This is a genomic window from Stenotrophomonas muris, assembly GCF_052751275.1.
In genome coordinates, this window is record NZ_CP199879.1 from 2,808,733 (window position 1) to 2,822,064 (window position 13,332).

Below are 13,332 nucleotides of genomic sequence, written 5' to 3' on the forward strand. Positions count from 1 at the left end.
CTTTTTTGTAGAGTCGAGCAAGCCCACACGTCCCCTGCCCCCATGCCCGACACCTTCCACAGCTACCGCCCGGCAGAGGGCCACCGTCTGCCGCATGACCCGTTCAACGCCATCATCGGCCCGCGCCCGATCGGCTGGATTTCCAGCCGCGACGCACAGGGCACGTTGAACCTGGCGCCCTACAGCTTCTTCAACGCCTTCAACTACACCCCGCCGATCATCGGCTTCTCCAGCCAGGGCCGCAAAGACTCGCTGCGCAACATTGAAGCCACCGGTGAATTCGTCTGGAACCTGGCCACCTTCGACCTGGCCGAGGCGATGAACGAAAGCTGCCGTGCGGTCGCGCCGGATGTCGACGAGTTCGCCCTTGCCGGCCTGACACCACTGGCCTCAACGCAGGTCGCACCGCCCCGCGTGGCACAGAGCCCGGTAAGCATGGAATGCCGCTGCACGCAGATCGTCCGCCTGCGCGATGCCGCCGGCCAGGACACCAACGGCTGGCTGGTGCTGGGCGAAGTGGTGACGGTGCATATCGATGAACGGCTGCTGGTCGATGGCATCTACGACACCGCTGCGGCGGCCCCGATCCTGCGCGGCGGCGGGCCTGCCGACTACTTCCGCATCGGCGCCGGACAGCGCTTCCGCATGTTCCGCCCGACCTGACGTTCAACCGGTTACGACCGCGCCAGCAGCGCCGGCATCGACGACGCCAGCAATGCGATGCCCGACGCGGTCAACAGGCTCAGTACGATCTGCCGGAAGCGCGCCTCGCTGATGCCGATGTAGACGCGCGCACCCAGCAGGGTCGGCACCAGCATCGCCGGCGCCACGATGGCGAAGTACGGCAGCATCTGCCGGCTCACCAGGCCGCTGCCGACATAGGTGGCCATGGTCACTGCCAGCATCGCCAGGTTGAAGTTCTGGATGACCGCGCGCTGCTCGTCCTTGCCGAAGCCACGCAGCGTGCTCCACAGCGTCGGCACCGGTCCGGCGAAACCGCCGATGCCGCTGAGCACCCCACCTGCCATGCCGGCGATCGCGTCACCGATGCGACCACCCACGCGGATCGGCGGCAATGATCGCGCCATCAGCATCACCGGGCACCACAGCGCAAGGAAGCCGCCCAGCAGCGCCTTGAACCAGTCCATGTCCAGGTGTGGCAGTACCATCACGCCGAGCGGAATGCCCGCCAGGCCGCCCAGCACGAACGGCAGCAGCAGGCGCAGGTTGAAGCCACGCCGCACGGTGAACACGGCCACCAGCTGACCGACCAGCGCGCCGAACACCGACAGCGCAGCGGCCAGTCGCGGCTCCAGCCCCCATGCCCAGAACGACATCGCTACCATCCCGAAGGCGAAACCGGACAGGCCCTGTACGAATCCGGCGACGATCGCGCCAAGCGCGACCAGCAGATACACCGACTCCATCATCACCCCGGCTGCAACCGCGCGACTACCCTGCCGCGCTCACCTGTGCAGCGTAGTGCGCCGCGAGATGCTCGACCAGCGCACGCACCTTGGGCGCCAGTGCACGTGCATGCGGGTACAGCGCGAAGTAGCGTCGCTGGCCCGCATGCCAGGCCGGCAGCACGCGGATCAAACGACCGGCGCGCAGATCCTCCTGCACGGTGAAGGCGGTGAACAGGCTGATGCCCATGCCGGCCAGCGCGGCGGCGTACAGTGCGGGCGTGGCATCCACGCGCAGGCGCTGCCCGGCTTCGATGCTCGCGGTTGCGCCGCGCGGCCCCTGCAACTGCCAGGGCGGCAGTGCTGGCGTGGGACTGAAACCCAGCAGCGTGTGATGAGCCAGGTCCGCTGCCTGCCGCGGCAGTCCGTGGTGTGCCAGGTAGGCCGGTGCGGCGACCAGGATGCGCGGGCAGCTGGCCAGCTCGCGCGCGACCAGCTGGCTGTCCGGCAGTGAAGCCGCGATGCGCAGGGCCAGGTCGAAACCACCACCGACCACATCGACCAGCTGGTCATCGGCCGACAGGTCCAGCGTGACCTGGGGGTAACGCTGCAGGAATGACGGCAGCCAGTGCGGCAGCTCCTGGCTGGCCACCACCTGCGGCACGCTGATCCGCACGCTTCCACTGGGCTGCGCCTGCCCGGCACGGGCACGGTCGTCGGCTTCCTGCAGGCGGTCCAGCAGCGTTGCCGCCTCACGGTAGTAGTCGCGCCCGGCCTCGGTCAACGACAGCCGGCGGCTGTTGCGATCGAGCAGGCGCACCTGCAGGTGTTCTTCCAGCTGCCGCAGTTGCCGCGACATCGCCGAGTGGGTGGTACCGAGGCGCTCGGCTGCCGCGGTGAAGCTGCCCGCATCGACGATGGCGCGCAGTGCACGCAGGGCAGCGAAGTGATCCATCGGCGGGCAGCTCCACGTGGCGGAGCCCGCGGCATGCGGGCCCCGCCAGCTTATCAAGCGCCGTCGCCGGCCTTGCGCACCGGCAGTGCCAGGATCGCGTCAGTCGTCATGACATCGCCGAAGGCGTCCTCGATCTGGGCCAGAGCGGCTTCATGCAGCGTGCGATGGCCGATGCGCCGGCCGCCAGCCAGGTCCAGGTCACGGCTGGCGCTGGCATCGGACGAGACGATCACCCGGTAACCACGGGGCGCGGCCGCCGCGTCGCGCGCGGCACCAGCCACGCAGGCATGGGTCTGCAGGCCGGTGACGATCAGGGTGTCGATGCCGGCGTTCTTCAGCAGCGGGTCGAGCACGGTGGAGGACGCGCCGGCGAACACGCTGACATTGTCCTTCTGCACCACGGTCTCGCCCTGGCGCGGCTGCAGGTCGCGATGGAAGGCAGCATTGACGCTGCCCTGTGCGAACAGCGGCGCACCCGCCGGCAGCACGTGCTGCACATGGATCACGCGGATGCCATGAGCATCGGCGAATTCGACCACCCGCTTCGCCTGCCGCAGCGCGGCCACGCCATCGGGAATGACCATGCGGCCACCGGCAAAGCCCGGTGCGGCCGTGGCATCGAAGTACTCATTCTGGAAGTCGATGACCAGCACGGCGGTCTTTGCCGCATCCAGCGAGGTCGCGACCGGCGCGCCAGCCATGTGGCGGATGGTGGGATGGGCCGGCTCGGCGGCGGCGACCGGGGCGGTGGTGGCCATGCCGATCAGGCTGGCCAGGCCGAAGGCGGTGAGGTTCATGTTCGAGCTCCAGTGCGTTGGGCAGTGGGCACAGGATGCGGAGCGCGTGACGCACGAACCAGCTGCGTAGCGGCACATGATCTGTGCAATGTACGCACAGACAATTTCCATGTAGAGCCACCCCATGGGTGGCTGCGGACCAAGGCCCCGTCATTCCACGCACGGCGTGGATCTACCGGGCCGGCCCACAACGCAACGGGGCGCCCGAAGGCGCCCCGCTGTGGATCCAACCGAGGTCGGCCGGCCGCTTACAGGCGGCTGGCGATGGCCTGGGCAAAGCTCATGGTGGTGCCGGTGCCGCCCAGGTCGCCGGTCAGCGAATCCTTGGCTTCCATGGTCGCCACGATGGCCTTGCGCAGGCGCTCGGCGTTTTCCGGCTGGCCGACATGGTCCAGCATCTGCGCGGCTGCCAGCAGCAGCGCGCACGGATTGGCCTTGCCCTGGCCGGCGATGTCCGGCGCGGTGCCGTGCACGGCTTCGAAGATCGCCGCGTCCTTGCCGATGTTGGCACCCGGGGCCAGGCCCAGGCCGCCGACGAGACCGGCGCACAGGTCGGAGATGATGTCGCCGAACAGGTTGGTGGTGACGATCACATCGAACTGTTCCGGACGCATCACCAGCTGCATGCAGCAGTTGTCGACGATCATTTCCTGGAACTCGATCTCCGGGTACTGTGCGGCGACTTCACGGGCGACGTTCAGGAACAGGCCCGAGGTCGACTTGATGATGTTGGCCTTGTGCACGGCAGTGACCTTCTTGCGGCCAGTGCTCTTGGCCAGCTCGAAGGCGTAGCGCACGATGCGCTCGGAGCCCTTGCGGGTGATGCGGGTGCCGGAGAAGGCGGTTTCGCCGTCGGCCGACACTTCCTGGCCTTCGGCCAGGTAGGCACCTTCGGTGTTCTCACGGACGGTGATCAGGTCGACGTTGTCGAAACGCGACTTGGTGTTCGGGAAGGTGTGGGCCGGACGCACGTTGGCGTACAGGTCGAAGTGGCGGCGCAGGCTGACGTTGATCGAGGTGAAGCCACCACCGACCGGGGTGGTCAGCGGGCTCTTCAGCGCGACCTTGTTGCGCGCGATCGATTCCAGGGTCACTGCCGGCATCAGGTCGCCGTGCTTTTCCAGGGCCACCAGGCCGGCGTCGGCGTCTTCGTACTCCAGGCCAGTCTTGAGCTGGTCGAGCACGAACAGGGTGGCGTCCATGATTTCCGGGCCAATGCCGTCGCCGCGGATGACCGTAATTTTCTGCGTCATTGATCGATGTTCCGAACAGGGGGAAAAACGCCGTCCGGACGTGCCCGGAAACGCCGGCGCAAAGGAAGTTTCACCGGCAATTATGCCTGAGCCGGGGCCGAGGTCCCAAATAGACCATGGTCCCAGTGCCCGGCCCAGGCAGAATTGCCCGCGCATTCCGCCTTATCCCCGCGCCTGTCGGCGCGCCCCCTTGAACAACAAGGGGGCTCCTGGGCTGTTGGATCGTGGGAAGGCCCCTCGCGGGTGCGGTAGTGCCGGCCGCTGGCCGGCAACCCCGGCCATGCCGGATTCAGGGAATACCGGCCAGCGGCCGGCACGCCCCTCAGTGCTCGTGCGCTGCCGGGGCGGCGGCGCCACCTTCAAGCTGGTCGAGGAAGTCGACCGCGCGGCGCAGGTGCGGGATCACGATCGATCCGCCCACCACCAGGCCGACCGAGAAGGTCTCGAAGAACTCCTCGCGGGTCACGCCGGCGTCCTTGCACTGGGCCACGTGATAGCTGATGCAGTCGTCGCAGCGCAGCACCATCGAGGCCACCAGGCCCAGCAGCTCCTTGGTCTTCACGTCCAGCGCGCCGGCCTGGTAGGTCTGCGTGTCCAGCGCGAAGAAGCGGCGCACCACCTGGTTCGGCTCACCCAGGATCCGCTCGTTCATGCGCTTGCGGAACTCGGTGAACTCGGCGATGCGGTCCTTGCTGCCGTCGTCGGCCGCGCTCATGCCTGGCCCTGCCCGGCCAGCAGCGGCTCGAGCTTGCCTTCACGGTGCAGGGCCATCATGTCGTCGTAGCCGCCGACATGGACGTCGCCGACGAAGATCTGCGGCACGCTGGTGCGGCGGGTCAGCGCCATCATCTTCTCGCGCTCGGCCGGGTCCAGGTCGATGCGGACCTCGGTCCACTGCTGGCCCTTGCTCTTCAGGAAGTTCTTGGCGGCCACGCAGTACGGGCAGACGGCGGTGGAATAGATGGTGATGGCGGGGGCACCGCCGGCGGTCTGGGCTGTCACGGGAAACTCCACGATGGATCGACGGTCTACATATGGTACCGGTGCGCTGGAATTTCCACGCCACGGCCGCAACACTGTGGATTAACGAATGGTTGCCCCCCGCCCTGCCACGCTTGGCGCGCCCCGCCCGAGGAACTCCTGCTTGCGAGCCCTGCTGCTGACTACCGCCGTCACCCTGGCCCTGACCATGCCGCTGGCCCAGGCCCAGGAGAAGCTGCCCGACATCGGCTCCTCGGCCGGCGAGCTGCTGACCCCGGCCCGCCAGGCCGAGTACGGCGCGATGATGCTGCGCGAGCTGCGCAACTACGGCTACCTGCTGGAAGATCCGCTGGTAAACGACTGGCTGCAGACCATGGGCACCCGGCTCGGCTCCAACAGTGACCAGCCGCGGCAGCCGTACACCTTCTTCGTGATGAACGACCGCCAGATCAACGCGTTCGCCACGCTGGGCGGCTACATCGGGGTCAATGCCGGCCTGGTGCTGACCGCCGAGCGCGAGGACGAGGTCGCTGCGGTGCTGTCCCACGAAATCGCCCACGTCACCCAGCAGCATGTGCTGCGCGGCGTCGAGCGCGCCCAGCGTGACCAGATCCCGATCCTGCTGGGCATGCTGGCAGCGGTGGTGGCCGCCCAGGCCAGCAACAGCACGTCGTCCGGCAACGCGACGATGGCCGCGATCAGCTCGGGCATGGGCCTGATGCAGCAACGGCAGATCAACTACACCCGCTCCAACGAGTCCGAGGCCGACCGCCTGGGCATCCGCACCCTGTCGCGCAGCGGCTACGACGTGGATGCCATGGCCGGCTTCTTCGAACGGATGTCGGCGGCCATGCGTGGCAACGAAGGGGGCTACAGCGTGCCCGAGTTCCTGCGCACCCACCCGGTCAACATCACCCGCATCAGCGAAGCCAAGGCCCGCGCCGAGCAGATGAAGAAGGATACGGTGCTGCTGACCACCAGCACCCCCACCGGCGAGCGCAAGGAGCGGGTGGACCCGGCCGATCCCAGCCTGGGCGAGCCGCTGCTGCGCGGCAACAACCCGCTGCTGCCCAGCAGTGTGCTGCGCCTCCCGATCGGCCAGCTCAACCGTGGCGCCAGCGGCGACTTCGACTGGGCACGTGAGCGCCTGCGCGTGCTCAGCGCGGATTCCACCCCCGAGCTGGAACGCGAGTATGCCGACCTGGCCAAGCGGCAGAAGGACGGTCTCAACGATGCGCAGCGCTATGGCCAGGCGCTGGCGGTCATGCGCGGTGGCCGTGCCGGCGCCGGCCAGGCCCGGCAGACCCTGGCCGGCCTGCTCCAGACCCATCCCGGCAACCTGTGGCTGGCGCTGGGCCTGGGCGAAGCGGAATCGCGGGCAGGCCAGGCGGCCCAGGCCAACAGCCGCTTCGAGCAGCTGCTGCGCGAACACCCCAACAGCCGCCCGGTGGCGCTGACCTATGCCGAGATCCTGAACGAACAGGGCAACCGCGAGGCCGGCCAGCGCGCGCAGGCGATGCTGCGCCCCCTGTTGTCGCAAAGCGGTAACGATCCGGTCTTCCAGCAGCGCTTTGCCCGCGCCAGCGAGCTGGCCGGCGACAGCGTGCGTGCCAGCGAGGCCTATGCCGAGGCCGCCTTCCTCAGCGGTCGGCCGGAACAGGCGCTGCTGCAGCTGCAGGCGCTCAAGCGCAACCCGGCGCTGGATTACATTGGCCGCGCGCGGGTCGATGCCCGCATCGAAGCGATCACCCCGACCGTGCTGGAGCTGCGCCGCCAGGGCGTGCAGGACCCGGACCTGGACCGGCGCTGAGCGCTGCATGACCGGCCGATGGCAATCCAGGCCGGTTCCGGCCGGGCAGTCACAAACATGTCATCAAACCGTAGTCTACTGGCACCACTCCAGTAACCGAGCCCTACGGTGTCCTCGTGCAGAAACGCATCCTGATCGTCGATGACGAGCCCGCGATCCGTGAAATGGTCGCCTTCGCCCTTCGCAAGGGCGATTACGAACCGGTCCACGCCGGCGATGCCCGGGAGGCCCAGACCGCGATCGCCGACCGCGTTCCGGACCTGATCCTGCTGGACTGGATGCTGCCCGGCACCAGCGGCCTGGACCTGGCCCGTCGCTGGCGCAAGGAAACGCTGACCCGCGAAGTGCCGATCATCATGCTGACCGCCCGCGGCGAAGAGAACGACCGCGTCGGTGGCCTGGAAGCCGGCGTCGACGACTACGTGGTCAAGCCGTTCTCGGCGCGCGAACTGCTGGCGCGCATCCGTGCGGTGATGCGCCGTGCCCGCGAGGACGACGAGGACGGCAGCGTGGCAGTCGGCCCGATCCGCATCGACGGCGCCGCCCATCGCGTGTTCGCCAACGACCAGCCGGTGCCGATCGGCCCGACCGAATACCGCCTGCTGCACTTCTTCATGACCCATCCGGAGCGCGTCTACACCCGCGCGCAGCTGCTGGACCATGTATGGGGTGGCAGCGTGTACGTGGAGGAGCGCACCATCGACGTGCATATCCGCCGCCTGCGCAAGACGCTGGAACCGTTCAACGCCGAGAACATGGTGCAGACCGTGCGCGGCGCCGGCTACCGGTTCTCCACTGCCACCTGAGTCTCGTCGTGCCGGCACCGCGCACCTGCAGGTGCCGGTGCCGGCAACTCTGCTATAACCCTTGGTTCACTCCAGTGAACCGCCGCACCTCAACGACGAGACCGCAATGCCCCGCCACATCCGCTCTGCCTGGTTGAAGACCCTGGCCACCGTTGCCGCGGTACTGCTGTTCGCCGGACTGGTGGGGTGGTTCACGGGCCATCTGTGGTTGTGCATCGCGCTGGGCGCACTGGCCACCCTGGCCTGGCATTACTGGCGCCTGCGCAGCGTGCTGCGCCGCCTGACCGCACGCCAGCGCTGGGATACCGCCGAAGAAGGCACCGGCGTCTGGAACGAACTGGACCGCCTGCTGTATCGCAACCAGGTGGAAATGCGCGTGCGCAAGCGCCGCCTGCTGGACATGCTGCGCAGCTACCGCGCCGCCGCCGCCGCATTGCCCGACGCGGTGGTGGTGCTGGACCGCAACAGCCAGCGCGTGCAGTGGTTCAACGAAGCGGCCACCGCCCTGCTCGGCCTGCACCATCCCGGCGACCTTGGCGAGGCCCTGGTCGAACGCCTGCAGCCGATGCCGCTGGCCCACTGGCTGGCCGGTGGCCGCAATGCCGAACCGATCCTGGACGTGCCCTCGCCGGTCGATCCGGCGATCCGCCTGAACCTGCGCCTGATTCCCTATTCGTCGGATTACTGGCTGCTGATCGCCCGCGACGTCAGCAAGCTGCTGCGCCTGGAACAGGTGCGCCGCGACTTCGTGGCCAATGTTTCACACGAGCTGCGCACGCCGCTCACCGTGGTCCACGGCTACCTGGACATGATGGATCCGGAGGACTTCCCCGGCACCGGCCCGATGCTGGAAGAAATGCGCAAGCAGAGCCAGCGCATGGCCCAGCTGGTGGAAGACCTGCTGACCCTGTCGCGGCTGGAATCGCAGGAGCACAGCGAGGAAGAGACCGTGGCCATGCAGCCGATGCTGGCGACCCTGCGCCGCGAGGCCGAGGCGCACAGCCAGGGCCGCCACCAGATCAGCATCGATGATCTGGCCGGTGTCGACCTGCAGGGTTCGACCAAGGAACTGCACAGTGCCTTCTCCAACCTGGTCACCAACGCGGTGCGCTATACCCCGGCCGGGGGCCGCATTGCGGTGGAGTTCCGCCGCGAAGGCGACGGCGCCGTGCTGGCGGTGCGCGATTCCGGCTACGGCATTCCCGCCACCCACCTGCCGCGCCTGACCGAACGTTTCTACCGTGTGTCCAGCAGCCGCTCGCGCGAGAGCGGCGGCACCGGGCTGGGCCTGTCCATCGTCAAGCACATCCTCGGCCTGCACCACGCACGGCTGGAGATTGAAAGCGAAGTCGGCAAGGGCTCGGTGTTCTCCTGCCATTTCGATGCCGACCACGTGCGCCCGCGCGAGTCCGCCCCCCTGACCTCCATCGAAGAATGATGCCATGAGCAGCCTCGGATCCCTCCCCCTCCCCGTGAGCCCGGACAACGATCCGTTGCGCGACCCGTCGCTGTACATCAACCGCGAGCTGTCGCAGCTGGATTTCAACTTCCGCGTGCTGGCGCAGGCCATGGACCCGCAGGTGCCGCTGCTGGAGCGCCTGCGCTTCATGTGCATCTCCTGCACCAACCTCGACGAGTTCTTCGAGATCCGTGCCGCCGCCGTGCGCCACGCGCAGGAATTCGGCCTGCCGCCGGCGCCGGACGGCATGAGCCCGCAGGCCATCCTCAACGCCATCCATGACCGCGCTGCGGAGCTGGTGGACCAGCAGTACCGCTGCTGGAACGAGACGCTGCGCCCGGCGCTGATGGAGGCCGGCATCGGCGTGCTCGGTCGCCATTCCTGGACCGACCGCCAGAGGCGCTGGCTGCGCGCCTACTTCCGCAACGAGATCATGCCGGTGCTGTCGCCGCTGGGCCTGGACCCGGTGCACCCGTTCCCGAAGATCCTCAACAAGTCGCTGAACATCGTGGTGGTGCTGAAGGGCACCGATGCGTTCGGCCGCGCCGGCCACCTGGCGATCGTGCGTGCGCCGCGCTCGCTGCCGCGCATCATCCAGCTGCCGGAGAAGCTCGGCGGATCGCAGAACTTCGTGTTCCTGTCCTCGGTGCTGTCGACCTTCGTCGATGAGCTGTTCCCGGGCATGGAAGTCCAGGGTGCCTACCAGTTCCGTGTCACCCGCAACTCCGAGCTGGTGGTGGACGAGGAGGAAGTGGAGAACCTGGCGCTGGCGCTGCGCGACGAACTGGTCGACCGCGGCTACCGGCCGGCGGTGCGCCTGGAGATCGCCCACGACATGCCGCGCGAGATCGTGCGCACGCTGCTGCAGAATTTCGGCCTGACCGAGAACGCGGTGTACCGCATCGACGGCCCGGTCAACCTCAACCGCATCATCCAGCTGTACGACCTGATCGCGCAGCCAGACCTGAAGTACCCGCCGATGACCCCGCGCACGCTGCGCGACAGCGACGGCATCTTCGAGACCACGGCGCGCCAGGACCTGCTGCTGCACCACCCGTTCGATGCCTTCACCGCGGTGCTGGACCTGATCCGGCAGGCGGCGATCGATCCCAACGTGCTGGCGATCAAGCAGACGCTGTACCGCACCGGCAAGGATTCGCTGATCGTCGACGCACTGATCCAGGCCGCGCGCAACGGCAAGGATGTGACTGTAGTGGTCGAACTGCGTGCGCGCTTCGACGAAGAGGCCAACCTGGGCCTGGCCGATCGCCTGCAGGAGGCCGGGGTGCAGGTGGTGTACGGCGTGGTCGGCTACAAGACCCACGCCAAGATGCTGCTGATCGTGCGCCGCGAAGGCCGCAAGCTGCGCCGCTACGTGCACCTGGGCACCGGCAACTACCACAGCGGCACTGCCCGCGCGTACACCGACATCAGCCTGATCACCGCCGATCCGGACATCGGCAATGACGTGCACCTGTTGTTCCAGCAGCTGTCCGGGCTGGCCTCGAAGATGAAGCTCAAGCGCCTGCTGCAGTCGCCCTTCACCCTGCACACCGGCATCCTCGGCCGTATCGAGCGCGAGACGCGCATCGCCGCCGCCGGCCGCCCAGCGCGGATCATCGCCAAGATGAACGCGTTGAACGAACCGCAGGTGGTGCGCGCGCTGTACGCCGCGTCGCAGGCCGGCGTGCAGATCGACCTGATCATCCGTGGCGCCTGCACCCTGCGTCCGGGCGTTCCGGGTGTCTCGGACAACATCCGCGTGCGCTCGATCGTCGGCCGCTTCCTGGAGCACAGCCGCGTCTACTGGTTCGGCAACGACGGCGCGCCGGAGATGTACTGCGCCAGCGCCGACTGGCTGGAACGCAACCTGCTGCGCCGGGTCGAGACCTGCTTCCCGATCCTCGATCCGGAACTGGCCAAGCGGGTGTACCGCGAGGTCCTGCAGAACTACCTGGACGACAACCTCAACGCCTGGGAACTGGACGCCGACGGCCTCTACCACAAGCGTGCGCCGGCGCACGACGAAGCCCCGCATTCTGCGCAGATGGCATTGATGCAGGGGCTGTAGTCCTGCCCCGGTGGACCCCGACCGCTGGTCGGGATTCGATCAGCGGTCGCCCGGGGTCAGATCCCTTTCCTGCGGGAAAGGGATCTGACCCCTTGCAATCCTGCTGCACGCCTCCTTCCAAAATGTGAAGGCCGCGCGGTGACGAGCACACCGCCGCTTCGGCTAACATTCGCCCATGCCGCATACCTCCACGACTCCGCCCGCATTGCAGGATGGCGACCTGCTGGCCGCCATCGACCTTGGCTCCAACAGTTTCCACATGGTCATCGCGCGCTACACGCTCGGCCAGCTGCGGGTGATCGACCGCCTGCGCGAGACGGTGCGCATGGCCGACGGGCTGGATGGCAAAGGCGGACTGTCTTCCGCCGCACGGCAGCGCGCGCTGGAATGCCTGGCCCGTTTCGGCCAGCGCATCCGCAATGTGCCGCCGCATCGGGTGCGCGCGCTGGCCACCAACACGGTGCGCCAGCTGCGTTCTCCCCAGTCGTTCCTGGTCCCGGCCGAAACTGCACTGGGACACGCCATCGAAGTGGTCAGCGGCCGCGAAGAAGCCCGCCTGATCTACCTGGGCGTGGCCCACGCGCAACCCCCCAAGCCCGGCCAGCGCCGGCTGGTGATCGACATCGGTGGCGGCTCCACTGAATTCATCATCGGCATGGGCATGCAGACCCTGGAGCGCGAAAGCCTGCAGGCCGGTTGCATCGCCAGCACCCGGCGCTTCTTCCCCGGCGGCAAGCTCAGCAAGAAGCGCTGGAAGGACGCGCTGGCCGAGATCGGCCGCGAGTTCCAGCCCTTCGCCAGCAAGTACCGCGCGCTGGGCTGGCAGGAGGCGCTGGGTTCTTCGGGCACGCACAAGGCGATCAGCGAGATCTGCGCGACGATGAAGCTGAGCAAGGGCGCGATCACCGCCGAGGCCCTGCCGCAACTGCGCGATGAGCTGCTGAAGGCCAAGAAGATCGACGACATCCAGTTGCCGGGCCTGTCCAGCGACCGCCGCCCGATCATCGCCGGCGGCATCCTGGTGCTGGAAGCGGCGTTCCAGGCACTTGGCCTGCAGAAGCTGCTGGTCAGCAAGGCCGCGATGCGCGAGGGCATCCTCTACGACATCGTCGGCCGTGCCGGCGAGAACGACCTGCGCGATGAATCGGTGGCCGCGCTCAGCCAGCGCTACGGTATCGATACGGTACAGGCCGACCGCGTGCAGGACACCGCTCTGTCACTGCTGGAGCAGGTGCAGGAACGCTGGAAGCTCGATGCCGATGATGCGCGCATGCTCGGCTGGGCCGCACGCCTGCACGAGCTGGGCCTGATGATTGCCCACAGCGGCTACCACGTGCATGGCAGCTACGTGCTGGAGCACTCGGACATCGCCGGCTTCTCCCGCCAGGAACAGCAGATGCTGGCCGCGCTGGTGCGCAGCCATCGCCGCAGCGTGACCAAGACCGCCTTCGACGCCCTGCCCGAACGCCTGCTGCTGACCGCGCGCCGGTTGGCGGCCCTGCTGCGGCTGGCGGTGCTGCTCAACCGCGCGCATGAAGACGACCCGCTGCCGGCGCTGGAACTGACCGCCGACGACAACCGGCTGTCGCTGATCGTGCCGCAGGCGTTCATCGATGCCCGTCCGCTGCTGCGCGCCGACCTGATCGGCGAGACCGACGGGATCGCCGGGCTGGGCATCCAGTTCCGTCCGTTCGTAGCCTGAATACGCCGTCGCCTGTTGTCCACAGGACAGCAGGAGTGACGCACTTCGCACCCCCACTTTGCGCAGTCTGGCGGTTTTTTGTGCTGCTTCGC

General features: G+C 67.9%; 12 protein-coding genes. 6 read left to right on the plus strand and 6 right to left on the minus strand.

The window, feature by feature from the left end; all coding sequences use genetic code 11:
* Positions 1-42 precede the first annotated feature (42 nt).
* Positions 43-663 (plus strand): flavin reductase family protein, encoded by a 621-nt coding sequence (locus tag ACUVWL_RS13170; RefSeq protein ID WP_069118489.1) that lies wholly within the window; start codon positions 43-45, stop codon positions 661-663.
* Positions 664-674: 11 nt separating this feature from the next.
* Here the strand turns inward: ACUVWL_RS13170 and ACUVWL_RS13175 are convergent, their stop codons facing one another.
* From ACUVWL_RS13175 to grxC, 6 genes are all read right to left on the minus strand, one after another.
* On the minus strand, positions 675-1,427 hold the full coding sequence (locus ACUVWL_RS13175) for a sulfite exporter TauE/SafE family protein (protein WP_049407513.1): 753 nt from the start codon (positions 1,425-1,427) through the stop codon (positions 675-677).
* 25 nt (positions 1,428-1,452) lie between these two features.
* Positions 1,453-2,361 carry a LysR family transcriptional regulator gene (locus tag ACUVWL_RS13180; RefSeq protein ID WP_053496445.1) on the minus strand — a complete coding sequence of 303 codons (909 nt, stop codon included), beginning with the start codon at positions 2,359-2,361 and terminating at the stop codon, positions 1,453-1,455.
* A gap of 53 nt (positions 2,362-2,414) precedes the next feature.
* Positions 2,415-3,158: a cysteine hydrolase family protein gene (locus tag ACUVWL_RS13185; protein WP_014646091.1), complete on the minus strand. Its 744-nt coding sequence runs from the start codon at positions 3,156-3,158 to the stop codon at positions 2,415-2,417.
* Between the two features lie 248 nt (positions 3,159-3,406).
* Positions 3,407-4,411 carry an isocitrate dehydrogenase gene (locus tag ACUVWL_RS13190; RefSeq protein ID WP_014036138.1) on the minus strand — a complete coding sequence of 335 codons (1,005 nt, stop codon included), beginning with the start codon at positions 4,409-4,411 and terminating at the stop codon, positions 3,407-3,409.
* A 322-nt stretch (positions 4,412-4,733) separates the two neighbouring features.
* On the minus strand, positions 4,734-5,126 hold the full coding sequence (locus ACUVWL_RS13195) for a carboxymuconolactone decarboxylase family protein (RefSeq protein WP_004154542.1): 393 nt from the start codon (positions 5,124-5,126) through the stop codon (positions 4,734-4,736).
* A complete protein-coding gene (grxC, locus tag ACUVWL_RS13200; protein WP_004154541.1) occupies positions 5,123-5,413 on the minus strand; it encodes a glutaredoxin 3 in 291 nt (96 codons plus the stop codon). Before grxC ends, ACUVWL_RS13195 begins: the two co-directional genes overlap by 4 nt.
* A 142-nt stretch (positions 5,414-5,555) precedes the next feature.
* Here grxC and ACUVWL_RS13205 point away from each other — a divergent pair, with 142 nt between their 5' ends.
* The 5 genes from ACUVWL_RS13205 to ppx all read left to right on the plus strand — a co-directional run bounded on the left by ACUVWL_RS13205 (position 5,556) and on the right by ppx (position 13,240).
* On the plus strand, positions 5,556-7,202 hold the full coding sequence (locus ACUVWL_RS13205) for a M48 family metalloprotease (RefSeq protein WP_445978453.1): 1,647 nt from the start codon (positions 5,556-5,558) through the stop codon (positions 7,200-7,202).
* 116 nt (positions 7,203-7,318) lie between these two features.
* Complete coding sequence (gene phoB, locus ACUVWL_RS13210) at positions 7,319-8,008, plus strand: phosphate regulon transcriptional regulator PhoB (RefSeq protein ID WP_005408258.1); 690 nt, start codon at positions 7,319-7,321, stop codon at positions 8,006-8,008.
* A 106-nt stretch (positions 8,009-8,114) separates the two neighbouring features.
* Entirely contained in the window at positions 8,115-9,446 is a 1,332-nt protein-coding gene (gene phoR, locus ACUVWL_RS13215) for a phosphate regulon sensor histidine kinase PhoR (protein WP_005415460.1), read from the plus strand.
* Positions 9,447-9,450: 4 nt separating this feature from the next.
* Positions 9,451-11,538 (plus strand): polyphosphate kinase 1, encoded by a 2,088-nt coding sequence (ppk1, locus tag ACUVWL_RS13220; RefSeq protein WP_046429123.1) that lies wholly within the window; start codon positions 9,451-9,453, stop codon positions 11,536-11,538.
* Positions 11,539-11,713: 175 nt separating this feature from the next.
* Entirely contained in the window at positions 11,714-13,240 is a 1,527-nt protein-coding gene (gene ppx / locus ACUVWL_RS13225; RefSeq protein WP_032955928.1) for an exopolyphosphatase, read from the plus strand.
* Positions 13,241-13,332: the final 92 nt, after the last annotated feature.